Source organism: Kouleothrix sp. 19917, assembly GCF_057073505.1.
The window spans coordinates 592,229-615,509 of record NZ_CP097100.1; the positions used below are offsets into that span (position 1 = coordinate 592,229).

The window sequence follows — 23,281 nt, forward strand, 5'->3', positions numbered from 1 at the left end:
GAGGATACAAGGACAGCAATATGGATCAAGCGGCGGGCGCAGGCTGGAGCGGCGCAGCAGGGCGGCCTGCGCTCGGCTCGCCGAGATCACCTTCGACCCGCTTGAGCAGGACGGCATTCACCGCCACGATGATCGACGACAGCGACATCAACAGGGCAGACCATTCGGGCCGCAGCGCGACCCCTAGCGACGGGTAGAGCACGCCGGCGGCCACCGGGATCGCCAACACGTTGTAGATCGCCGCCCAGAACAGGTTCTGCTTCATCTTGCGCACCGTCGCCTTCGAGAGGATGATCGCGCGGATGATGTCGAGCGGGTCGCTTTTCATCAATACCACATTGGCCGTCTCGATCGCCACGTCGGTACCGGCGCCGATCGCAATGCCGATGTCGGCCTGCGCCAGCGCCGGCGCGTCATTGACGCCGTCGCCCACCATCGCCACGCGCTTACCTTCGGCCTGGAGCTCCTTAACGTGGCGGGCCTTGTCGGCCGGCAGCACCTCGGCGAAGAATCGCTCGATGCCCAGCTCGCGGGCGACTGCGGCAGCAGTACGGGCATTGTCGCCGGTGATCATCACCGCCTCGATCGCCTGCTCCTTGAGCCGCCGAATGGTCTCGCGTGCGCTCGGCTTAATCGTGTCCGCCACTGCCACCAGCCCGGCTGCTCGCCCATCAATTGCCACGTACATTGGGGTTTTGCCCTGCTCGGCCAGTGTGGCCGCCTGCGCCTCCAGTGCCGCCGCGTCAACGCCCTGGTCACGCATCAGCTTGGCGTTGCCCGCCAGCACCGTGCGGCCGTCCACCGTCGCACGAATGCCGTGGCCGGCGATAGACTCGAACTGTGTGGCGTCGACCACCCTAACCCCACGTTGGCGCGCGCCCGCGACAATCGCTTCGGCCAGCGGGTGCTCCGAGCCCTGCTCGGCCGACGCGACCAGGTGCAGCAGTTCCTGTTCGGACGTGCCTCCCACCGTCACTACGTCGGTCAGCGCGGGCTTGCCCTCAGTCAGCGTGCCGGTCTTGTCCAGCACGATCGCAGTAACTCCCGAGACGTTCTCGAGTGTCGCAGCATCCTTGATCAGAATGTTGTACTTGGCGCCGACGCCCGTCCCGACGGCAACTGCCGTCGGCGTCGCCAGGCCAAGCGCGTCGGGGCAAGCGATCACGACGGCGGAAATTGCGAAGGTCAGCGCAGTGATGAGCGCCGCGCCGCCGAAGAAGTACCAGGCGAGAAAGGTAATGACACCCGACCCGACCGCCAGGATGACCAGATACTGCGCGGCACGGTCGGCCAGTCGCTGCCCTGGCGCTTTCGAGTTCTGCGCGCGCTGCACCAGGTCGACAATCTGCGCCAGCGTGGTATCGGCGCCAACCTTGGTCGCACGGAAGCGCACGCTGCCGCTGCGGTTGATCGAACCAGCGATCACCCCATCGCCGGGTCGCTTGGTGACCGGCACGCTCTCGCCCGTGACCAGCGCCTCGTCGATGCTGGTCTCGCCCTCAGTCACCTCGCCATCGACCGGCACCTTATCGCCGGGCTTGAGTACTACGATCTCGTCAACCTGCACCTCGCTGCTGGGGATGGTGAGCTCCTGCCCGTCGCGCAACACGGTTGCCTGCGGCGGCACGAGATCAAAGAGCGCGCGCAGTGCCTCATTCGTTCCACGTCGCGAGCGCATCTCCATCCAGTGACCGAACAGCACGAACGTGATCAGCATCGCCGCGGCCTCGAAGAACGACTCGCCGCCGATGAAGGTGATCAGCACGCTGAAGACGTAGGCCGCCAGCACACCGGTCGCGATTAACACGCTCATGTTGAGCATGCCGCGCCGCAGCGACTGGTAGGCGCCAGCGATGAACATCCAGCCGCAGTAGAATACGATCGGCGTGGTCAATATGAGCATGATCAGGTTCATATCCAGGCCAAAGGTGGGCAGGCGCACGCCGAACAGGTTCATGCCAAGCGGGGCGTAGAGCACGGTCGGGATGGTCAGCAGCAGCGCGATGAAGAACTTGTTTCGCATGTCGCGCTCCATCGCCGCGGCCATACCGGGGTCGGACATATCGTGCCCCATTGCGGCGTGGTCCATCCCAACCATCTCGTGGCCCATTGCAGCATGATCCATCGCCCGCATATCGTGGCCCATCGCCGCGTGATCGACCGTTTGAGCAGCTTCCTTGCCAGCCATCGGATGTTCCTTCGGCATCGGGTGATCCATGTCCGTGTGCGCGCGATGGTCCATCGCCGGCGCAGTCGGAGCAGCGCGTGTTGCCCAGCGCGAGGGATCTGCGTCAGTCGCAGGCTGCTCGTACTGCATGCGATCGTGCTTTGTGCCCATAGTGATGGGCTGGACGTCGACGGCATGCTGCAATCGCTGGAGCCGGCGCGCCTCCGAAGGCTGTGCGTGGCCGGCGTGATCGTGCGCGCCATCGGCTGGTGCGCACACGCAGCCGGTGCTGGCGATCACGCGCTCGATCTCCTCGGCGCTGATCATCCCAGCGTGGTAGCCGACGTGGACCACGTTGTTGGCCCAGTCGAGGTGAACGCTGGTAACGTGCGGCTGGCTGCGCAGCGCCTGCTCGACCGCCTCAGCGCACTCGGTGCAGTAGATATCATCCAGTTTAAAGGTTCCATGGTGTTCCGCGTGTGATGTCGGATGTGCCATCTTCTTTCCCCCCTATCTTAAACAACCGCCACTCGCAAGCGAGTGGTGAAGAACGGTGTTTTGAACCCAGCTCGTATCGTTCGTGGTTGAGTAAGCGCTGTCATTCGTTCGGCTCCTATCTCTGCTACATAATCAAGCGCTCAGCGCTGCAGGGAGACTCATGGCTGCGCATACGCCCTGTCAAGTTCCTGCAAGCTGGATGGGTGTTTGACGCCGTGCGCGAGATACGCGCTGCCCCATAGCCATTCCTGCACTACGAGCGGCCCGAGCAGCTGTTCCAGATACGTCCAGGGGCGTGTCGTGTCCGCAAGGTTTGTAATATAGGGCAGCGAGTAGAGGAGCGTGATCAGATTCAGCACAACCCCACGCAGTCCGCGTGCGCATTTCCCGCCACCTGCCACGAACCGTCCGTCGGGCCGCAATGCTCGGACTGCCTGCGCGACTGCGCGCGGCGAGGTCATGATATCGTGCGTATAGAAACCGTTTCTTGAACTTCTAGCGTTGTATCGTGTTTTCTGGCGTTCTGTTGCACAAATCTACCCCTTCTGCTATACTTCCAAGTGAGAACACCCGTTCTATGATTGATACGAGTCTCGCGATGCGTCTTGTCGAACACCATCGTATTGATCGGCACGATCCGCGCTTTGCCGCGATCGACGCCGCCGCGTTCGCCTCGAAGAATCTCTACAATGCGGCCAACTACGTGGTGCGTCAAGCCTATATCTTTCGCGCTGAACGCATCCACTACCCAGCACTGGCCCACCAGATGCGCCAAACCGAGCCGTATCGCGCTTTGCCCGCGAAGGTCGCCCAATGGGTACTCAAACAAGTCCGCGTGGCCTGGGAGAGCTACTTCGCGGCAGTGTCCGCCTGGAAGGCTGACCCATCGCGCTTTCTGGGACGCCCCCGGCTCCCCAAATACCTCGGTAAGCAAGGCCGCAACGTGCTGACCTATACCATCCAGGCCATCAGCCGTCCACTGCTGCGGCAGGGCATCATTCAACCGTCCGGCCTCCCCATCCAGGTGCAAACACGGCAGACCGCCGTGCAGCAAGTGCGGATTGTCCCGCACGGCACTCACTACACTATCGAGGTCGTCTATCAGCAACCGATCACCCCCGCTCCGCTCGATCCCGCGCTGGTGGCAGCCATCGATATTGGGGTCAACAACCTCGCGGCGCTAACTGCAAGTCTGCCCGGCTTTGTGCCGCGGTTGATTAACGGGCGACCGCTCAAGGCGTTGAACCAGTTCTACAACAAGCGCCGCGCGCAGCTTCAGGCCCGCCTTCAACAGAATCGCCATACCAGCCGCCGGCTGGATGCCATCACCGACAAGCGCAACCGCCGAATTACTGACTACCTCCACAATGCCAGCCGTGCCATCATCAATTTGCTGGTGCAACACCGCATTGGCACGCTTGTCATCGGCCACAACCCAAACTGGAAGCAGCGAGTCAGATTGGGGCGGCGCACCAACCAGACCTTCGTGTTTATCCCGCACGCCCGCTTCATCGCGATGCTCACCTACAAGGCAGAGATCGTCGGTATCTGCGTACTCGTGCATGAAGAGGCTCACACCTCCAAGGTCAGCTTCCTGGATAATGAGCCGGTCCAGCATCACGCGCACTACGCCGGCAAGCGGATTGCGCGCGGCTTGTTTCGGGCCAGCGATGGCCGGCTCATCAATGCCGACGTAAACGGTTCGTACAACATTGGTCGCAAAGCAGCCCCCGACGCCTTTGGGCCAGGGGGTCGAGGCTGGGTAGTACAGCCTGTGCCGCTGGTCTTGCCCAATCGGCAGCGCCAGCGCACGAATCCTGCCCTGGTGTCATAAAACGCTAGACGCAGGGATACTATAGAAGCAGAGCACCCGATCGACTGAGTCTGCCTGCAAGCCCATCGTTTCGGCATCCGCCTCGATCAGGCTGATGTTGGTCCACCTGTGACGAATACATTTCTCCAATGCCCGCGCCAACATGTCCGGGCTCACATCCACCGCGACGATCTGCCCGCTGGGGCCAACCGCGTCCTCAAGTAAGGCGAAACTCAGCCCGGTACCACAACCGAGGTCCAGGACGACATGACCTGGACGAAGCTGTAACTCGTCGATCGCCGCAGCACGCAGGATGCGAAACGGCCACTCGACGAGATCGTAGAAGCGCGCGTTGCGCTGATATTTCTTTTTGATTCGCTCGATATGCACAGATTGTCTCTCCAGGCCATCGCTTCAGGGCCGCAAGCGCGGCAGAAACCGCCCGGTACGCCGCATGTACACACGGTACGCCTCGCCGAAGGTATCGATCAGCGCCACCTCTTCGACATGGACCACGGCCGAGGCTACCAGGCCGAGACCAAACCATGCCCCGCCAACCAGCCAGTTCGCCGACATCAGCAGGAAGGCTACCGCCCAGAGGAAGATCGTGGTGTACATCGGGTGGCGCACCCAGCGGTACGGGCCGCGAGTGATCAGCGTTTGTCGCTCCTTGATCTCGGCCGGCATCGACCAGTTGGCGCCGAGCGTATGATGCACCCAGCCAAACAGGTGCACGGTGACGCCACCAAGCCCAATGCCAAGCCACCGCGCCCAGGCCGGCAGCCGCAGCGCGGCCCAGCCGAGGCGTTTTGGCGCGACGATGTACATGATCGATGCGAGCGCCGCCGCTCCGCCCAGCAAATAGAGTACCGCTGTCCTGCCCCAGCTTGCTCGCCGCGCGATCACCTTGCCGCCTCTCTGGCGCGCCCGCCAGCCATAGAACAACCGGATGACGGTCAGAAGGCCCGAGACCAGCGCCAGGCTCCCTCGGAAGATTGCGTCGTTCATCGCCTCGCTCCTAGAGTTCCGCATAGTGTACGACCCGCACGTCCGGATGTCTGCGCAAAGCGCGGCGGATGCGGTGGCAGTAGCGCACGTTCACCGCGACCAGCACGCGACAGTTTGGATCACGTCTTACTGTCTCCAGCACACGTTGCACGAGAACATCGGCGTGGGCGCGCTGCGCGTCCCACATCCCACGGCCCGCGAGCGTGTCGATGGCCGCGTAGAGCAGGTCGGCGAGGAAGTGGCGCGGCCCGGCGTTCACCGCATCGGGGCCGGGCGCGGTGCGCTGAAGCAAGGCGAGCCAGCGCCGAAGCAGCGCAATGGCCCGCCCGCGCCACCCTCGCGGAGCAGCCTCCTTCGGTGGCCGGTCGCCCGCGATCGGCACGACCACAATGTCGGTCTGATCGGCCAGCGGCAGCAGCGCATCGCGGTACTCCGGCGGGAGATCATCAAAGGTGCGCTGCAGCCACTGCTCGGTCGTCATGTCCAGGCAGAGCAGGTCTGGCCGCAGTGTGACCGCAAGCCGCACAAGCGCGGCCAGATCGTAGGGTATCGGCTCGCGGTGAAACTCAGCCAGCGTGCCAAGCACAGCTACTGGCGTAGGTGGCACGGATACATTCACGCTGGTCGTCATCGGCGCGCTCCTCCAGTGAACATTTCACCGTGCGGCCGGACAATCCGATCCACCCGAAACGTCCGACCGCCAGTCTGTACCGTTACCACCGTGGCGCCGCGAACTGTGTGGTCGGATAGCGCGGCGGCGCTGCAAGGTAGCTGAGCAGCAGTCCGACAACCCCCGCCAGCGCGATCGCCCCCGTCCAGAGATGTGTCGACCATGCGATGCCGGCGGTGAGCAGCACTGTCACGAAGTAGAACGTGTACAGCATCGCAGGCACGGCGAACGCGAACACGCGCAGCGCCGCCAAGCGCTCCATGGAAGGTCGGAGGACCCGAATCAGCCCGTCGGCCAGCAGGCCTACCAGCGCGGCGACCGGAATAAAGATGTACAGGTCATGCATTACGCTCAGGAGCGCCGTGTTAAGCGTGAGCAGCAGCGTCAGGCTGCCGAACGGCAGCATCCAACGCCGCAGGGCCAGCAACACCACGCCCATGAGTAGCGCCGGCTGGATCAGAAACGCCGTGACGCCCAGCGCCTTGACGAATTCGCCCTCCTCCGGCTGGGTCCCCGCCGACAACACGTGCGTGAACGGGTTGGCGTAGACCGTGAAGAACGTAAATGTGGACAGGATGAACGTCAGCGCGAACACCGTGGGGAATGCTGCCAGCTCAGATGGCGCGTCATCGGCACGCTGCCAGGCCGCGCGCAGCGGCCCACTGGCGATCAGCACCCAGCCGAGCGCCAGCAGCAGGTGCGTTGGGCTGAGCAGCGCCTCGAGATCGTTCTCTACTCCAAACAGGACGTGCCAGATCATGTCACCGATGCCGCCGGCGCCGAACACCAGTACTCCCACCAGGGAGAGTCCGTAGCCCACTGGCAGCGCGCGCCGCCAGTCGTAGCCGCGCGCAACGTTCCTCAGAAAGGCAATGATCAGAAATGCGCCGACAAGCAGCAACGCGGAATACAGCACGCCGTGCCACGGCGTAAAGAAGCTGGTGTCCACGCGGCCGTGCTCGTGCGCCCAGGCGTCCAGGTGCGCTCCGCCCACCAGCGCGCCGCTGAGGACGACCATCGTCCAGTCGAACCGTACCCCGCCGATTGGCTGGGCTTGCACCGCCGGGGGCAAGCTCCGCCGTTCGAGCGATTGAATCAGGTTTATCATTGTCATGTCCTTTCTGACATACCACTCGTATGCCAGCAGTGTATTCCGCTTCGGCCGATGCCGCTACGGTGGAACAACCGAACCACCGCTAGGTGATTTCACCTACTGGCCGGCTCCATACCCCTGTCTCACCGCCCACAGCGCGGCCTCCGTGCGAGAACGAACGTCGATCTTGACAAAGATGCTTCGCAGGTGGGCCTCCACGGTGCGCACGCTCAGTATGAGGGTCTGCGCGATATCTTTGTTGGTCAGTCCCCGCGCGAGCAAGGCCAGTACCATCACCTCGCGCTCGGACAGTGACTCGGCCGGCACTGGCTGACTGATCTCGCCGCGCGCCAGCGCAGCGAGGGCGCGAGCGGCGATCGCTGGCGGCAACACGAGCTCGCCGCGTCCCACGGCGATGAGCGCGCGGACCAGCGCACTCACTGAATCGTCGCGGGAAAGACAGCCGGTCACGCCTGCTTGCAGGAGCGGCAGCAGCGTCGCCAAATCGAACGAGCTGACGAGCGCCAGTGTGCCCACACTGGGCATTGTATCGCGGCACCGTCGAATCAGATCGGGATGCGGGGCGGGGACGTCGAGGAGCAGAGTCACGGGCTGAGCCGGCGCTGGCAGTGAGGCGAGGTGCTGCGTGTCCGCCACCGCGCCAACGACGACGATATCCGGCTGGTTGGAAAGCAGCGCCCGCCACGCCTCACGAGCGAGTGTGGTCGGAGCAATAACGATGATACGTGTCGCCGTCGCGGCAGACATACGGCCCCTTATCGGGCAGGCACCGGTGCTGGCCACGGGTCGCGCGGCTAGCGCGACACCACGGCAGACACGAAAGCACGTCGGAAGACGCTCCAGATGCGCGTTCGTTATGTACACCTGGAGCGAACGCATCTCAAGCGATCAGGTCAGCACAGTGCCGATTGCCTGCTCCAGTTCCTCGCGCTTTGGTACGCCGAAGACCGTGGTGCGCGCGACACCGGTGCGGTCGATAACGACGATCGTCGGGTGGGCGCGCACACGGTAGCGCTGGGCAAGCGCCTGGCCGTCGGAGGAGTTGAAGTCCACACGGACGAAGCGCAGGCGATCGCCGTAGGTCTGCTCCAGCCCATCCACGATGGGCGCGGTTTGCGCTCACGGCGCTCAGTTATCGGTGTAGAAGAAGATCAGCGCTGGCCCATCGACTGTCTCAAGCGATGCGGCCGGCTGGCTGCCGCCGCACGCGCTCAGCAGGGTGAGCATGACGGTCAGGAGCGGCGCCAGCAGGCCAATGGATATGAGTGACACCCGCATACTCTACCTCCTCAGCAGTCGGGCAGCCTACTGGCCGAACCATTCCTTCTGCCACTGCTGCATCTGCGTGATTTCGGACTCCTGGGCGGTGATGATAGCCTGGGCCAGAGTCTTGATCTCGCTATGCTCGGCCTTCTGCCCGGCGTCCTTCGCCATGGCGATCGCACCCTCGTGATGGGCGATCATCGCTGTGATGAAGCGCTGGTCGAACGGCACGGTCGTGTCGCCGCTCACTTCCATATCGCCCATATCCATATCCATGCCGCCAGTCGCTGCCAGATCAGGATACCAGGCCTTGCGCCAGTCCTGCATCTGCTTGATCTCTGCCTCCTGGGCAGTGATGATATTCTGTGCCAGCGTCTTCAGTTCTGGCCTGCTCGCTTCCTTGAGCGCCTGATTCGCCATATCGATCGCGCCCTGGTGGTGCTCAATCATGCTGTCGATAAACTGTGCGTCATAGGGCGCGTTGCTCTCGCCCGTTGGCATCGCACCGTGATCCATCCCACCCGTCGCGCTCGCCGCTGGTGCGGCAGTCGCCATCATCCCACCGTGATCCATCGTGGTACCTGCGGCGGTCGGTGCAGCCTGGGCTGTGGTTGCAGCTGGGGCGGATGCACCTGCCGTTGCCCCTGGTGCCGCAGCCTGCTGCGCGGCACCGCACGCGCTGAGCAGCAGCGTGCCCACAAGCATAGCCCATAGAGTAAATCGTCGAATCCTCATCCTTCAGCTCCTCATAGTCCCTATCCATCGTTCTGATGAACCCTCAGAACGAGTGAGAAGCGTAACGTTCGAGCTATAGGCTCGTCAAACAAGAGCCGGAAGAACGAGCATTGCGGGCAGGAACGGCGGGGAATCTGTGTGTTTTGACGCAGCAATGCAGGATATGCTACATGTGAGGATGAAGGAGGCTCAGGCGACATTCAGTTCAGCGGCTGGACTCGTGAAGACCGTGTACGGTAAGTCAGCTGCGCAGGGCCGTCACTCCCTCCTGAAGCACCGCATAGTGCCCATCCATCGAGTATCGTAAGCTGGCTGTGCGGCAGCGCCGCATGAAGTCGCTCTCCGTGGACGAGCGGCACTGTGCGATCGTCGCGACCATAGAGCAGCGGGTTGAGATCCACTCGGAACAGGCACTCCTCGGCCGCGCTTACCGTAGCCGGAGATGGTGTGATCTATGTAGCCGGCCCAGGCGCCCCGGAAGTAGGCCGGCACGGGGACGCGCCGCAGTTGCTGATGCACTTGGAGCGGTGGGCGCGTACTACCAGTTTGTGCAACCGCAGGAGTCGCTACGACAGGCCCTGGCGCAGCCGATTGACCGGGGTGGGAACGGCAGAGGCAGCGCTAGTGCCAAGGGACCCAGCGATGGCGGCCGGGCAGACCAGCCGACGCTAGACCGTTGGAGATCTGCTGGCCGTGCCACTTCCCGCGATGCCTGTCGAGCTGACGGAGGATAGGAAACAGGAGGCAGACGGCCCGAAGGTGTCGGGTCAGGGGTGCATAGGCCACAACGGTGAAGGCGGTGACACTCATACGGGAGGCGCGTAACGCACCACAATGGACAAGAGGAATGAGGTCACTGCCTACGCGCATGTGGCTGGAACACTGTGTCGCAGAGAACAAATCTCACTTCACTTGTCCCAAGCCTGTATTGGCGCGAAACTCCGTCAGCGCCCCATCGTCGCTAAAGCAGCAGAGCGGTGAGAAGAGCGGGACGCTGCAAACAGCGTCCATCCGCCGCGGCCGAGGGGAGACTTTGTGCCGGCGCGCCGCGCAGCAACGCTCTGCACGGATCGCGGCTGGTCGTCCATCCGACATCGGGCACTCTTGCTCCCCACCTATCAACCTGCCAGGCCGATCCGACCGCAGCACCGGATTGCCGTTCCGCACCGTCATCAATCGACGTTGAGGTCGGGCGGGAGGGTAAACTCGACCTGGTCGCCGGGCTTGACGCCGTGGCGGGCGAACCAGCCCGCATTCAGCTCCAGGACGTAGCGGCAGGGCGCCGCGGTAGTGTAGTGCGTCTTGTCGTCCATCGGCTGCATATCAGCCATATTGATGATCCGCTTGTTGCTGCCGATAAACGCGATGGAGAGCGGCGTGGGCGTATCTTTCATCCAGTACCAGAGCCCCGGCTGATCCACTTTATACACAAACAGCATGCCCTCATTGTCCGGGATGCTGGTCCTGCCCATGAGCCCGCGCTGGCGCTGCGAGTTGGTCGCCGCGACCTCGACGCTTACAGTCTGGCCGCCGACCATGAGCGGAATCACCGGTCCTGGCGGTGGCGGGCTGGCCGGCCCGCCGCAGGCTGCCAAGATGAGCAGCAAACAAAGCCCGAGGGACCAGGTCCACCAGTGTTGACGGGCCATCACGCTCCTTTTCTTTAGCGCGATCATCAGAATCACCAGGCCGTCGCGCGTATCCGCGACTGCCTCGAGTTGCTGGAGACTCCATGCCTCCAGGTCCCGCAGCCGCACGTTGAGCAGGGCCTGTCGCCCCCGGCTCAGCGCTAATGCATCGGCCTGGTGCTCCAGGCGCCGCACGAACGTGACCAGGTCTGGATCCTCGACGACGATCCGTGTACGGGCCAGGCTGCAGCACGTGACGATGCGCCTCCTCAGCCTGCCGCCAGCTCCAGCCCCGGCTCAGGCGTCTGCTCGACGTTGCCATAGCCGCGTTCACGCAGCTTGTCTTTGATCTCTTCGACCGATTTCGCACCGAAGTTGCGAATGCTGGCCAAGGCCTTGTCGTCCTTTCCCAGGATCTGGCCGATCTTAGTGATGTCGGCGCGCTTCAAGGCGTTGTAGGTGCGCGTCGTCAAATCCAGGATGTCGATCGGCAAATCGTAAATCTCCGCAGGTATAGCCGCGCCTGGAGCGTGCGGCTCCTTGACCGCGACCGCCGACTGGTCGAAGCTGGCGATCGCCTGCGCGTACTGGGCTAGGAGCTGCGCCGCGTAGGAGAGGGCGTCGCCTGGCTTGAGCGAGCCGTCGGTCCAGATTTCGAGCAGCACCGCCGCATGTGCGGCCAGCTCGCCGGCGGATGCCAGGCGCTCAACGACCATATTCACCTTGGGGATCGGCGTGAAGATCGCGTCGACCGCGATCTCGCCGATCGGCAGCGGCGCGTCGCGCATGTCGGCGAGCAGCGCGCCCCGCCCGCGCTCAATGGTCAGCTCGATCGACAGCTCGGCATCATCCGAGTCGAGCGAGCAGAGGTAGTGGTTGGGGTTGACCACCTCGATATTCGATGGCGTGTCGATGTCGCTGGCGCGGACCGGGCCGGCCCCGTGGCGCACCAGCGCGACCCGCACCGGCCGCTCGGCATAGCACCGAAACCGCAATCCTTTGACGTTCAGCACCAGCTCGGGCACGTCCTCGCGGACCCCAGGGATCGTCGAAAACTCGTGGTACACGCCCTCGATGTTGATTTTGGTGACCGCGGCGCCCGGGATCGACGAGAGCAGCACCCGCCGGAGAGCGTTCCCGAGCGCGGCGGCGTGGCCTTCCTCCAGCGGCGCGATCTGAAAGCGGCCGTATTGTTCGCCGGCGCTCACCACCGTGATCGTCGGCACTATGTCAAGCATCGTCATAGGCTCCTTCTCCCGTCCAGAGTGCTGCAGGAATGGTGGAACTTGCATGATACCATGCAGCACGCCGCGTGCCCGGTCCAGGATCTGGATGACGCTTGAAAGCTGCCCGAATGCTCGAGGCTGCAGTGGATGATATGACTCCCGAAATCTAGCAGTTTGATGCGGTAGAGTCAGCCCAGGAACGGGAGGACAGCCATGAAAAACCTCCAGTTTTCGGCCGAGCAGATCATCAAGATCTTGGAGCAAGCCGAGCGTGACGAGCAGTCGATCAGCGCGAGCTGTTGGGCACACAGCACCAGTGAGACGACCTTCTACCATTGGTAGAAGCAGTTCGGAGGCATGACCATGGCCGAGGCACAGCGTCTCAAGGCTCTCGCAAAGGAGAGTGGCCGCCTCAAGCGGCTCCTGGCAGAGTGCAACTCGAGGCAGACGCGCTCAAGGAGTTGCTGGCGAAAAGCCTAACGCTCGTCGAGCGGCGCGATACGGTCCGATTCCTGGTCGAGTGTGGGTTGTCACCCGCGCGTGGGAGCTGGTACAGATCCCGTGGTCGACCTTTCAGTATCCCTTCCCGATCTGTGACGTGCGCAGTCCAGCGGCCGGGTTGCTATGTGCACACTGCATACCCCCGTGCCATCCCCGATGGCGTAGCTCGGGCTGACCGCAGATCTGATCGCATTACTCATCCTGATTCCAACCCCACTGATCGCCCATTCGTTATGCCGACTAACCGATGCTACCTGATCCAGTCGTGGTGCTTGGGGACAGGTATCTGCTGCGCCTCATCGGAGGCGGAGCGCCGTTACACACAGCGCTCCGCAGCCGGGTACCATTGGCTACTCCAGGAAAACCTCCAATGCTGCCGGCTCAGCGCATCGATGATCGCGTAAATGCCGGCGGCGCAGGCGCTGGACTAGCTCCCGCACCGGCCGAAGCTTCAGGAGATCCGTAGGCCGCTCCTCCACCGGCTCCTCGCCGATCGGTGGATCGGCGATCCTGGTCTGGCCGGCGTGGCCGCACTACGTGCCGGCTAGATACCGGCGCTCCTCGATGCGATCGCACCGCCGGCACTGATAGGCGCCGTTGTTCGTGGGCCGGCCACAATCACAGCAGACAGTGGGCGGCGTCGGTCGCTCCTGCGCGCTCATCTCGGCCAAGACTGCCCGCGCCGCTTGTCCCCATGGCACGGGATCCAGGCTGTGGCGCCGCAGGCGCTGCTCCGCGACCACCGCATCCCGTAGCGCCTCGCTGATCGATTCGACCGTCCGCTCACAGACCGCCACCAAATCGGCGCGGATCAGGTCGTGCAGCGCACGGATGCGCACCGGGCGGGCTGCGGCGCTGACGGCATCCGAGAAGAGCGAATCGCCCTCGATCTCATTCCAGACCCACCAGGTGCGGGCCTGCCAGCGTGGACGCAACTCCTCCAGCGTGGGTCGCTCGCCAGCCTCCCGCAGATCGGCGAGCTGGCGAAGCACCGCCTCGCGCAGCAGCACCCAGCGGCGCGCGTCGAGGGCTTCTCGGACCAACACCAGGCACGTCTCGCCGTCCTGGATGCGCAGCACGCGCCCCCACAGACCCTGCGCGAAGGTGACGAGCCTCCGCCGGTATGCCTGAGCCCGCTGATCGTCGTCGCGCCACGGCGGCTCCGGGCGAGGATCGGCGGCGGCGCCATGGGTGAGCGAGGCAAGCGCCGCGTCCGCCTCGCGCTCGGCGCGGAGCTGGTTATCGGCGCATGCCCGTCCCTGGTGATCAATATCGGCCAGTGCCTCCTCTAGCGCGGCCAGAAGACGCCGAAGACCCGCGGCCACGCGCTGTGTGTGCCGGCGCTGCTGGCTGGCGGGAACGGTGGCCATGAGTTGCGCGACGAGCGCCTTCCGCGTCTGCTCCAGGGTCGGGAGTGGACTGCCGGCAATCGCCCACGGCGCAATCGTCACCAGCGGGACCGGGGTGATGGACGGAAGCGCATACCGTGCGCGGTGGATGAGGAATCCGAGCACGCCGGAGACGACCCGCGCCCGGCGGATGGCATCGAGCGAGCGGTCGATCGGCGACACGAGCTGCTGCGCATACGCCGGAGCACTGGCCGGTTCCTGCCGCACCCGCCGCAGCGCGCGATCGAGATCACACGCGGCCTGCCGTCCGACTGCGATAATCGTCGCGGTCGCGGCAGGGCCATCGGGCGCGATCCGCCACATCGTCTCGGGCCATGGCGGCAGGGGCGGGATCGGTACGGGCTGGGGCTGGTCGGCCTGCTCCAGTCCTTCCAGCTCAGTCAGGAGCCGTTCCACGGCCCAGGCCGTGTTCGCGCGCTGTGGCCCGGCCACACGCGCCTCGATGGCCTGCCCTACTTGCTCCAGCTGGCGCGCGAGCTCCCCCGCGAGCTCTAGCAGCGCTGTGCGGTTATCGCCCTGCAGCGCCTGGTTCGCTACGAGGCGACCGGCCAGCAGTTCAACCTGACTCTGCCAACGATCGGGGTGGAGCAGCGCGCCGGCCTGCGCACGCGCATCCAGCAACGACGGAAACGCGGCCGCGTCCCCGTGACCATCACCGGGAGCGTCAAGCCACAGCGCCACGGTGGTCGCGCGCACCAGCAATGCGATACCATCGCGCAGATCGGTGATGAGGATGCTCCCGGTGTGCCCATCGACCGTGCGTCGGTCCTGGTGCTCCGCGATCGTTGAGGCGAGGAGATGGGCGATCGCCTCGGCCTCGTCTAGGAGGCCGGCGAGCCGGTCCTGCGGCCACGCCGCACCCAGTGATGCGGATGCAGCTGGTTGCTGAGGATGGTTCACCCCACCGTCGCTCATGACTCGTCACGCCCTTTCCGTCGACCGGCTCGGCGCGGTGTAGCCGGTGTCTCGGCCGCCAGCCAGTCGAGCGCGCCGGGGGTGTTCCTCCAGCTCTGGAAGCCGATCAGCGCATAGGACAGCGCCTCCTCGGGGCTGCCGTGGCTAGAGGCTGGCGGCAGGCGCGTGGGCAGGGCGCGGTGGCCAAGCAGGTAGGGTGGAACGTGTCGGTTCTGCCGCAGCGCACGCGCGAGGGCCGTCTGTGCGTCGGGTCCTGGGCCGTGGCGGCGAAACGCGAAGAGCGCCCGGGGGTACAGCCAGGCGGCGCCTTCACCGTCATCGGCCCCGTCGCGCGCTGCTGTGCCTCGTCCTGGCGCGAGGGTCCGCAGCCACTGCTTGATGAGCGCCGCGAAGCTGGCATCATCCCCGACCTCCAACAGGGCCGACGCCAGGAGGTAACGGATGCCCTGGTTGTCGTTGGGATTGAGGCGCAGCAGCTCCTGATAGTGCCGGATCGCCTGCTGATGCTCGCCGAGCTTCCAGAGACAGTCGGCCAGACCACAACGGGCACGCATGTACGGCCGGGTTTCTACGATGCCCCAAAATGAGCCTTTCCACTCCGCGAAGCGGTCGGGACCAATCGCTCGCTCGCCGGCCCGCATGGCCTGCTCGTAGAGGAGGAGTTCGTCATGCAGATTGTGCGTGGTGGTTTCCGCGAGGATGGTGAAGGCATCGGCACAGTTGGGATCGAGCCGCAGCGCGAGTTCGGCGAGCGCGACCTGCTCCGCCGTCGTGGGCGCTTCCCAGGCGTCGTAGCAGAGCTGTTGGGCGATATCGGTGAGCTGGATATCGGGAAACGGCCCCACCTCCCGCCCATCGGCATGCAGGCGCTGACGCCAACCGCTGCGTATGGTCGCGTCGTAGTGCGCGATCGCCAGCGCCCGTGCGTAGGCCTGCGCGATCTCAAGCGCTGCAAAGCGTGGATACGGATCGAGGGCGCCATGGATGGCAAGCACGGCCCGGCCGAGCGCCTGGCAGACCTCTGGATCGGCCAGGGCGGCCTGGATCTCCGCACGCCATGTCTCACGTCCGTTGGCCATCGCGAAACCTTTCGCTCACATCGGCCACACGATAATACCACGACGCCGGCGATCTGCCAGCTCGCCGGCGTTTTATTTGCGCCGAAAGCGGTCCGGTCCTAGCACCGCGTACCCGCGCGCCTGGTACGGCGGGGCCTGTGCCATGCGCTCGAACTGTACGGCGAGCGCCGCCCTGGCCGCCAGCTCCAGATGCGGATGATGACGATCACCGGACTCGGTCGTGTCGCAGCCAAAGCACCAGCCGGTGGAGGATTCGCTCACGACGAGCCCCGGACTGTTACAGTGGCGGCAGATCGTCCAGAACGCCGCGCGCCTCCTGATCGTAATCACCCGATCGCCGTGCTCGAACGCGCAATCACGCTCCGGGTCAATCAGCGTCTCCCGCGGCGGATAGCCAAGAAACACTGTTGTGTTGCGCACCAGGATGTAGAGGCCGCTGCTCAGCCAATCGTCACCGGATCAGAACATCAGCACGCGCCCAAACCCCAGCACGACCAGCGCCGCTTTCCGCCAGGCGTCGACTGGGGGCGCATATGCGCCCTTGACGTCGACCCACAGCCGGCGTGGCAGCTCGAAGTCTGGGAGATAGCCAATGCCGTCAACCGCGTACGCCGCGGCTGGGGAACGAACGGGATGCGCAGGGTCGTGAGGAAGACCGCGAGTCGCGCCTCGCAAGCGCTGCGCTAGACGACGCCATTGTAGCAAACTGGCGTTGATACGACGTGCTGGCTCATACTTGGTCCCTGCAGCAGGTGCTGCACGATTATACCACTGCGACACAATGCCGGACATGCAGACCTCTACAAACGGCTGGAAAGGTGCGCGTTAGGAGGACGACGCGTCCGGCTGGAGGATATTCATCCGCTCCTGGACACCCCGGATCAGCGCCGGCCAGGAGGGATGCTCCTCGTTCAGCGGAACCGGGAGCGAGGCGACTGGCAGCCGGCCTTCGCGGGGTGCGAGGGCCCGCGCTACCGCCCAGCGCAGCGGCTTGCCGGGCGCCGCGACGGCGACCAGTAGCGCCAGCGCGCCGCTGACCTGGAGCGTCAGCGCAACGCACCAGCCGTTTGGCAGACGCTCGATAGCGCCCTGGGGATCGACCAACTCCCACACTCCGCTGGCTGGCGCCGCGCGGATCTGCACTTCACGACGAGACATGGCCCCGGCGATGCCGGGGAGCGCCGCGCGCAGCACGTCAGCGAGCGCTGCGGGGGCCTCATGCACCGCGGCCCGCGTCCGGGGATCGAGCGGGCGGCTGTGCGGCGAGAGGTCGCGCCAGAAGCGCTCGCGCAGCTCGGTGATCGGCGGCAAATCGAGCCGCGTGAGGAGATCGGCAAGCGCGACGGCGTGGCGCTGCCGGTGGCGCGCGAAGTACCAGCCGAGCGCGGTGATGCCGGCCTCGCCATAGGGGTCCAGCAGCGCCGCAGCCAGCCCGGTCAGCAGATCCTCGCGGCCGAACGGCCGCGCCGCGGCGCTCGCGCTCACATCCCACAGCGTTCCGCGGACGATCCAGTCGACGTCGGCGCCGCCCACGAGGGCGGCCCCAGGCAGTATGGGCGCGACGGCAACATCGGCGTCTAGCTCGGCCCCCCACACCGTGCGCACGGTCGAGAGGATCTGCACCATGTCGGCGACCGCCCCCATCGGCGTCGCGTTCACGATCGCGCGGACCGTCTCCGCTGCGGGGCGCGCTACTATGGCGTGGGCCAGCAGTGGCGGAAGCGTGTCGTCGCGCGCAACCCGAACAAACGCCGCCAGCGCGAGGTAGGCCCGCGACCGCAGGGCGTTGTCGCGCGAGGTGAGCGCCATGGCCAGCAGGCCGGCGGCAACCCCGACGGCTGCCTCCCAGCGATGCCGCGCCTGCGCAGCCTCGGCGCCGGCGCGAACCGCACCAAAGGCGGGCTGGGCCAGCGCGGCGTGCGCCTGCTCGCTGCTCATCGGCGCGGGTCGCGGAGTGGGCGGCACCATCGCCCAGCCGCGCATGGCCAATCGCAGCGCGGCGGCCACCGCGGCGTGGTCGCTCGACGCGACCCGTAGCGGCGGGATCGGAGCCAGGAGATCGTTGACGCCGCGCGCCGCCTCCGCGGCGCGGGCGCGATCCACGATCGTCTCCATCCAGCGGCGCAGCGGGCTGGATAAATCGCGGATCTGGCCTGTCAGGCTCATGTCGGTCGTCTTTCCAGGTCGATGCGGACGGGAGGCGGTGTATCCGGCCAGGCTAGCGGCGCGCCAGGGCGCGCGACAACACTCAGTGGCAACTCCACAATGACCGTGTCATTAGGTCGCGCCAGCACGCGGTCGCGACGTCGCTCACTAAGAAATGATGTCTGATCATCCCCGTCGAGGTACGCGCGCGGGACCGGCCAGAACAGATCGGCCGGCGCACCGGCCCGGTCGCGCCAGCTCGCGGCCTCCAGGCCGGCGTCGGCCAGCGCGCAGGCGATCTGGTGTGGTGTCTCGCCCAGGCGGGCGATGTCGATAAGCCCCGGCGCCGCGCTCGCGCGCGCTCCCTGCGCCTGCTCCCCACCCGCGCGGCCAATCGTCGGGAAGCGGGCCGGCGGGTCGATGCGGATACCGAGCGGCGCGAGCAGGATGATACCGGCTGCCTCGTACCGATCGCCGTAGCTGCGCACGTAGGCGAGCACGGCCTGCACGGCAGCCTGGATATGGATCGCCGCCGCAGCCTCGTCGCACTCCGCAACTCGCCGATCCAGCACCGTCAGGCAATGAACCTGGTCGACCACAGTCGCTGACCAATATTCCGGCATCGGCGGGGGCTCCTTCATTGCCACGTGCAGCGCATCCCGATGCTGTGCATGGTACCAGAAAAGATCAGCTTGTGCCGGGTAGCGCGTGCGACTCAGCTTCGGATCGACTCACCTCTCGGATGGTACAAGCTACCGCCATGACGAACGCGCCCCACGTGGCGGCCAGCGCGACGATCAGCACGCTTGTGGCATCGTACCCTACGAACACCGCGATCGTTGCAGGGAGGCCGACCGCCGCCTCCAGGAGCAGCACGAGCCCCACGAGTTCGTAGCGCGCACGCCAGAGCGTCCCGAGCAGCCAGCGCAGCCGCGCAAGATGGGGCGTGACCGCGCTCTCCCGTGCGCCTGCGATGATCGGGGCATGTGTCGTCGTCTCGTACATTATCTGCCTCCTGGCTGGAGTGGCCTCATGCCGCGGGATATTGCAAGGACCTCGCCACGGCATGTCCGCGGGAACGATCAGCCCCCATCCCGCGCCGAGCGCCGCTGGGCGATGGCGTATTCCAGCAGATCCAGCGCATCCTCAACGCTGAGTCCGCTCAGCTTGAGCGTTACCGCGCCTATCTCGGGCGACTCAGCGGTTACCTCCAGCCCGTCCGGCCGCTCGATGCTGTAGTAGATGCTGACGCGGTTGCGGACGCGAGGCACGCGTGCGGATGGCGGAAGGTCGGGCAGATCCGCGGTCAGAACCTGTCCCACAAGCGCGAGGTCGTTGTAGCGCCGATCGGCGATCGCGCAGCCGACCTCCTTCCGCCGAGCGACCACGGCAAAATACGCTAAATAGTCCGGCAGCAGCCTCTGCGCCATCTCCCTGGCAATGGCAGCGTCATCGCGCCAAGCCCCAAATGAGCGCTCGAAGCGCGGGTCATGGTACGTGTAGTAGTCGCCCGCATCCGGGAATTGCGCCTGCATGTGAATGCGCGGCGGCTTGCCCGGCCCGAGGACGAGGCGGTACAGCCACAGCCGGACCCCGCCCGGGCCGAGAAGCTCGGCCTCGTCCTGGGACGTCGCGCCGCCGCGCTCTTTCGGCAGAGCCTGTCCGATCCACGCTCCGCTGACCTCACGCTCGCCGATACGCAGCGTGCGAGGCAGCAGCGCCGCCAGCGCCTGGGCGCGGTCGACCAGGGATCGCGCGCTATTGGCGTCTCCAGCACTCATCAGGCCGCCTTCGCCCTCTCCGCCGCGCCGGACGCGTAGACGGCGGCCGGCAGATGGCCGGCATCCAGCTCGCGCAGCAGCGCCGCCCGCCAGGCCGTGAGCAGCGACGCCCCGCTCGCCGCGTCGCCGTCCCAGGCCAGGACTGCCGCCGCGAGCGGCCGGAGCAGCCGCGCCTCGTCCACCAGAGTGGCCAGGGCCGCGCAGTCGTCCGCCATTCCCGGGACGCAGTCGAGCACGCCACCGATCCGCTCGATTAGCTCGCCGACCAGCGCCGGCGTGGCAGGCGGCGCCGCATGCAGCGGTCTCCCGCCCCGCACGCGGTGCAGGATGCGCACGGCCTGGCCAATCGTGGCCATGAGCGTAGCCTCGACCAGGTCCGGCCGGTCGTCCGCGTATGGCTCTACCAACAACACAATCGCGCGGCGCACCGCGTCGTCCGGCAGCGGCCCCTCAACTTCCGGCAGCAGCGCCAGGCGCGCGCGCGTGAGCGTGACGGCCTGCTCCAGGTAGGCCAGCAGCTCCTCGCGTCCAAGCGTTAGCTCGACAGGCCCCTCGCGCGCGCAGCGGTCGTCTAGGAGCTGCGTGAACGGGCCGACCCAGGCCAGCTCGGGCCAGGCGGGCGCGCACCGCGGGCGCTGCTGCTCGGACGCCAACAGGTAGCTGGTCAGCAGATCGCGCGCCGGCGAGTCGCAGGCTTCGAGGTGAACGCGCGGCGCGAGCCATGCGGCGAACGCGTCGCGGTTGGCGATCGCCGCGCGCAGCGCAAGCGGCCAGCTATCGAGCGTTCGCCGCGTGAGCGGGTGGGGGAAGGTCTCCGCAAGCACGCAGAGCAGCGCATCAGCGCGCGCCGCGCGCCGGATGCGAACCTGATCCTCGTTCAACGTTGGAGTTGTCATGATGTCCTCGACTAGCGCTGAGATGTCAGCGGCCTTCCTGGCGCGTCGCTCAGCATTATTGCAGGTGATGGTTTGCGGCGTCAGAACGCTCCAAGCTATTGCGTCGTCAGCGCCAATGATCCACGGCAGGCAACTCTTATACCATCTGCCCACCGTCGCGCCGCTCCTGGCGGCGCTGGGCGCGCGCTAGATCCCTTCTCGCGTGGCATGCTCCAAACCGGTCGCCTCACCACCACTCGGAGACTCGCCGATCCGTTCGAGCATAGCCTGCGCGATCGCGATGAACTCGCGCAGAATGGCCGGCACGTGGTCCGGCTCGCCGTCGAAGAAGCTCTCGCAGACGTCGTAGATCGCGCGGTACTCGCTCTGGCCGACCATGTCGGGATCGTCGAACTCCAGGCGAAGGTGCGCGGCGAAGGCGGCATACTCAGCCATCGCGAGAAGCTCGCCGCGGCTGGCCGCCAGCACACCGTCCTCGACCAGGTCGTCGTCGACAGCCCGGATGAACGGGACCACCCAGGCCAGCGCCGGCCAGGCCGGCCGCGCAGCCGGCGAAGCCACGATATGGGACTCGTGGCTTGCTATGGCGGCCTGAGTCTCCGGCGCCACGCGCGCGCGGCGGTACGCCTGGACCAGCACCGCGACCAGGTCGCGCCCGCCCCGCAGTGTATCGGGCGCGCCGCCATCTCGCTGGTCGCGCCCGAGCAGCGCCGCGATAGTCTGCGCATTGACCTGCTCGGGCAGCAGCGCCAGCAGCCCCGCGCGGTCGGCGATCGCGGCGAGCACATCGGCGCTCACGCGGCCCAGCGCGTCGCTCGGGTCGCTGGGGTAGCGGTCGAGAAGGATGTCCAATGTGCCGGCGACCCCGTCGAGGAGCTTGCCGAGCGTGTTAGTTGCGGAATGCTGTTTCATACTGCCTCCTGCTGAAATGCCGTAAAACATCGCCGGCAGCACGCCAGGCCATCCGCCGCGTCGCCAGGAAGCTGCACGGAGAGCGTTGTGGTGGCCTGGCACACGACGCACGGGCCGGCACGGAGGGGAGCGGCGCCCGCGCGAGGGCGATGTAGCCGGGCGCCCCGCGCCGCAGCTGCGCGCACCAACTCTGCCGCTCGCGCCTCACGGCGCCGCTGCGCGACCCACCAGTCGACGACCGTCATATCCTCCACGCGCCCAGGCCCCGCCGCCAGCACATGCACGCCGCACGCGTCGAACACCTGGAGGTGCTCGTCCTGCGCAAGTGATGTGTTTGCCACTGCCTCACGAGCCTCCTCCCAGGCCAGCACTGTGGTCGAGCCGACCCGCTGCGGCGGGTTTGGCCACCCGCCGTTCCCGGAACGGAACCGGTCGATCCGGTAGGGGGCCTGGAGCAGCGCGTCGCGCTCATCGTCGCTGAGCGGTATGAACGGAAGCCGCGCCTGGTGGCAGCGGGCCGCCTCGTCCACTGTCGCGAGCAGCACCGCCCGGGCGCGGCCCGTCGCCGCGGCGGCGGCCAGTTGCGCGGACACGAGCAGGTCGAGCACGCGCTGGAAGAACGGCATGGGCGGCCGGACGTCGCACAGCGCGAGCAGGCGCCGCACCTGCTGCCCGGGCGTGGAGGCAGCCGCCGCCGCGGCGCGTGCCCAGGCCGCCGCCACATCATCCTCCTGCGTCAGGGACCGCAGCACGCCAACCACCAGCTCATCCACCGCCGCGGCCGGCAGGCCCACAGCCACAACCTGCGCGGCCCACAGCTCGGCGGCCAGCGCGTCGAGATCGACCGCCCGGCCTTGGGCCAGCATCTCGCGCAGGGCCGCCTCAAGCGCATGCTCCAGCGCCGCGCGCTCCGCGCCTCGGTGCTCCCAGAAGGTCATGCGCGCCTCCTCCACGCAGCGCGCGCCGCCAGCGTGAGGCGCAGCGCTTCAGCGCGAACGGCGAGGACCTCGGGATCGTCCGGTTCCGCCCGGCCGTGATACATCAGCGGGAACCTGGCGCGTCGCTGGTGCGCGCTCAGCACATCCTCCAGCGGATAGCGGCGCACGGCCAGGTAGGACGGCTCGGGACGGCCGCGCAGCGCCGCGCGGATCGCCGCCTGGTGCGGGTCGAGAATCGTCCCGTCAGCAAGCTCGGCCCAGCCGTGCGCGATCGGCAGCGCATCGTCCGGCAGGTCGGTGTCGGGCGGGATGAGGAAGCCCTCGACATAGCGCGCGCCTGTGGGGCGGCCCAGCAACAGCAGCGCCACGATCGCCGCCTCCCAACATACATCGGCGCCGTAGCCGGCGGCGATGGCCTGGGCAAGCTGGCTGGAGCGCGCCCAGTCGACCCGCGGCGGTGCCGTCCTGCTCGCTTCGGCGGCGCTCTGCGCCGCCGGCACGCGACGTCCGGCCATCACGCGCCGCCTTTCTGCGGGAAGGGCAGTAGGGTGCGCAGGAAGACGCTCACCCCGGCCATCGCCCG

At 66.3% G+C, this 23,281-nt stretch carries 24 protein-coding genes; 2 read left to right on the forward strand and 22 right to left on the reverse strand.

The window, feature by feature from the left end; all coding sequences use genetic code 11:
* Positions 1–25: 25 nt before the first annotated feature.
* Positions 26–2,665 (reverse strand): heavy metal translocating P-type ATPase, encoded by a 2,640-nt coding sequence (locus M1P90_RS37785; RefSeq protein ID WP_483705233.1) that lies wholly within the window; start codon positions 2,663–2,665, stop codon positions 26–28.
* A 598-nt stretch (positions 2,666–3,263) separates the two neighbouring features.
* Here M1P90_RS37785 and M1P90_RS37790 point away from each other — a divergent pair.
* Positions 3,264–4,499: an RNA-guided endonuclease InsQ/TnpB family protein gene (locus M1P90_RS37790; RefSeq protein WP_483705235.1), complete on the forward strand. Its 1,236-nt coding sequence runs from the start codon at positions 3,264–3,266 to the stop codon at positions 4,497–4,499.
* On the opposite strand, the gene M1P90_RS37795 is transcribed toward M1P90_RS37790, so the two are convergent.
* The 10 genes from M1P90_RS37795 to M1P90_RS37840 all read right to left on the reverse strand — a co-directional run bounded on the left by M1P90_RS37795 (position 4,494) and on the right by M1P90_RS37840 (position 12,140).
* Positions 4,494–4,868, reverse strand: a complete 375-nt coding sequence (locus M1P90_RS37795) for a class I SAM-dependent methyltransferase (protein ID WP_483705237.1) — start codon at positions 4,866–4,868, stop codon at positions 4,494–4,496. The genes M1P90_RS37790 and M1P90_RS37795 overlap by 6 nt on opposite strands.
* Positions 4,869–4,892: 24 nt before the next feature.
* Complete coding sequence (locus M1P90_RS37800; RefSeq protein WP_483705239.1) at positions 4,893–5,486, reverse strand: isoprenylcysteine carboxylmethyltransferase family protein; 594 nt, start codon at positions 5,484–5,486, stop codon at positions 4,893–4,895.
* A gap of 10 nt (positions 5,487–5,496) precedes the next feature.
* Positions 5,497–6,117, reverse strand: coding sequence for a hypothetical protein (locus M1P90_RS37805; protein WP_483705241.1), 621 nt, complete (start codon positions 6,115–6,117; stop codon positions 5,497–5,499).
* Positions 6,118–6,199: 82 nt separating this feature from the next.
* Positions 6,200–7,264: a hypothetical protein gene (locus M1P90_RS37810; protein ID WP_483705243.1), complete on the reverse strand. Its 1,065-nt coding sequence runs from the start codon at positions 7,262–7,264 to the stop codon at positions 6,200–6,202.
* A 102-nt stretch (positions 7,265–7,366) separates the two neighbouring features.
* Positions 7,367–8,017, reverse strand: coding sequence for a response regulator transcription factor (locus tag M1P90_RS37815; protein ID WP_483705245.1), 651 nt, complete (start codon positions 8,015–8,017; stop codon positions 7,367–7,369).
* Positions 8,018–8,158: 141 nt separating this feature from the next.
* On the reverse strand, positions 8,159–8,371 hold the full coding sequence (locus M1P90_RS37820; RefSeq protein WP_483705247.1) for a TlpA family protein disulfide reductase: 213 nt from the start codon (positions 8,369–8,371) through the stop codon (positions 8,159–8,161).
* Positions 8,372–8,398: 27 nt separating this feature from the next.
* Entirely contained in the window at positions 8,399–8,548 is a 150-nt protein-coding gene (locus M1P90_RS37825) for a hypothetical protein (protein WP_483705249.1), read from the reverse strand.
* A gap of 27 nt (positions 8,549–8,575) precedes the next feature.
* Positions 8,576–9,268 carry a DUF305 domain-containing protein gene (locus M1P90_RS37830; RefSeq protein WP_483705251.1) on the reverse strand — a complete coding sequence of 231 codons (693 nt, stop codon included), beginning with the start codon at positions 9,266–9,268 and terminating at the stop codon, positions 8,576–8,578.
* Between the two features lie 1,172 nt (positions 9,269–10,440).
* Positions 10,441–11,091 carry a DUF192 domain-containing protein gene (locus M1P90_RS37835; protein ID WP_483705253.1) on the reverse strand — a complete coding sequence of 217 codons (651 nt, stop codon included), beginning with the start codon at positions 11,089–11,091 and terminating at the stop codon, positions 10,441–10,443.
* 74 nt (positions 11,092–11,165) lie between these two features.
* Positions 11,166–12,140, reverse strand: a complete 975-nt coding sequence (locus M1P90_RS37840; protein ID WP_483705255.1) for a DNA-directed RNA polymerase subunit alpha — start codon at positions 12,138–12,140, stop codon at positions 11,166–11,168.
* A gap of 195 nt (positions 12,141–12,335) precedes the next feature.
* Between M1P90_RS37840 and M1P90_RS37845 the strand changes: the two genes are divergently transcribed.
* A complete protein-coding gene (locus tag M1P90_RS37845) occupies positions 12,336–12,464 on the forward strand; it encodes a hypothetical protein (protein ID WP_483705257.1) in 129 nt (42 codons plus the stop codon).
* Positions 12,465–13,156: 692 nt separating this feature from the next.
* On the opposite strand, the gene M1P90_RS37850 is transcribed toward M1P90_RS37845, so the two are convergent.
* From M1P90_RS37850 to M1P90_RS37900, 11 genes are all read right to left on the reverse strand, one after another.
* Positions 13,157–14,947 (reverse strand): hypothetical protein, encoded by a 1,791-nt coding sequence (locus M1P90_RS37850; RefSeq protein WP_483705258.1) that lies wholly within the window; start codon positions 14,945–14,947, stop codon positions 13,157–13,159.
* Positions 14,944–16,026 carry a tetratricopeptide repeat protein gene (locus tag M1P90_RS37855; protein ID WP_483705260.1) on the reverse strand — a complete coding sequence of 361 codons (1,083 nt, stop codon included), beginning with the start codon at positions 16,024–16,026 and terminating at the stop codon, positions 14,944–14,946. Before M1P90_RS37855 ends, M1P90_RS37850 begins: the two co-directional genes overlap by 4 nt.
* Positions 16,027–16,098: 72 nt before the next feature.
* The gene (locus tag M1P90_RS37860) at positions 16,099–16,431 is read right to left on the reverse strand and encodes a hypothetical protein (RefSeq protein WP_483705262.1); all 333 of its coding nucleotides are present in this window, start codon (positions 16,429–16,431) and stop codon (positions 16,099–16,101) included.
* A gap of 420 nt (positions 16,432–16,851) precedes the next feature.
* A complete protein-coding gene (locus M1P90_RS37865; RefSeq protein WP_483705264.1) occupies positions 16,852–18,192 on the reverse strand; it encodes a hypothetical protein in 1,341 nt (446 codons plus the stop codon).
* Positions 18,189–18,794: a hypothetical protein gene (locus tag M1P90_RS37870; RefSeq protein WP_483705266.1), complete on the reverse strand. Its 606-nt coding sequence runs from the start codon at positions 18,792–18,794 to the stop codon at positions 18,189–18,191. Before M1P90_RS37870 ends, M1P90_RS37865 begins: the two co-directional genes overlap by 4 nt.
* A 64-nt stretch (positions 18,795–18,858) precedes the next feature.
* Entirely contained in the window at positions 18,859–19,176 is a 318-nt protein-coding gene (locus M1P90_RS37875) for a hypothetical protein (RefSeq protein ID WP_483705268.1), read from the reverse strand.
* Between the two features lie 77 nt (positions 19,177–19,253).
* Positions 19,254–19,952 carry a hypothetical protein gene (locus M1P90_RS37880; protein WP_483705270.1) on the reverse strand — a complete coding sequence of 233 codons (699 nt, stop codon included), beginning with the start codon at positions 19,950–19,952 and terminating at the stop codon, positions 19,254–19,256.
* A complete protein-coding gene (locus tag M1P90_RS37885; protein ID WP_483705272.1) occupies positions 19,952–20,848 on the reverse strand; it encodes a hypothetical protein in 897 nt (298 codons plus the stop codon). Before M1P90_RS37885 ends, M1P90_RS37880 begins: the two co-directional genes overlap by 1 nt.
* A gap of 186 nt (positions 20,849–21,034) precedes the next feature.
* Positions 21,035–21,760 carry a hypothetical protein gene (locus M1P90_RS37890; RefSeq protein WP_483705274.1) on the reverse strand — a complete coding sequence of 242 codons (726 nt, stop codon included), beginning with the start codon at positions 21,758–21,760 and terminating at the stop codon, positions 21,035–21,037.
* Positions 21,757–22,698: a hypothetical protein gene (locus tag M1P90_RS37895; RefSeq protein WP_483705276.1), complete on the reverse strand. Its 942-nt coding sequence runs from the start codon at positions 22,696–22,698 to the stop codon at positions 21,757–21,759. The genes M1P90_RS37890 and M1P90_RS37895 overlap by 4 nt, the downstream gene beginning before the upstream one ends.
* A complete protein-coding gene (locus tag M1P90_RS37900; protein ID WP_483705278.1) occupies positions 22,695–23,213 on the reverse strand; it encodes a transglutaminase-like domain-containing protein in 519 nt (172 codons plus the stop codon). Before M1P90_RS37900 ends, M1P90_RS37895 begins: the two co-directional genes overlap by 4 nt.
* Positions 23,214–23,281: the final 68 nt, after the last annotated feature.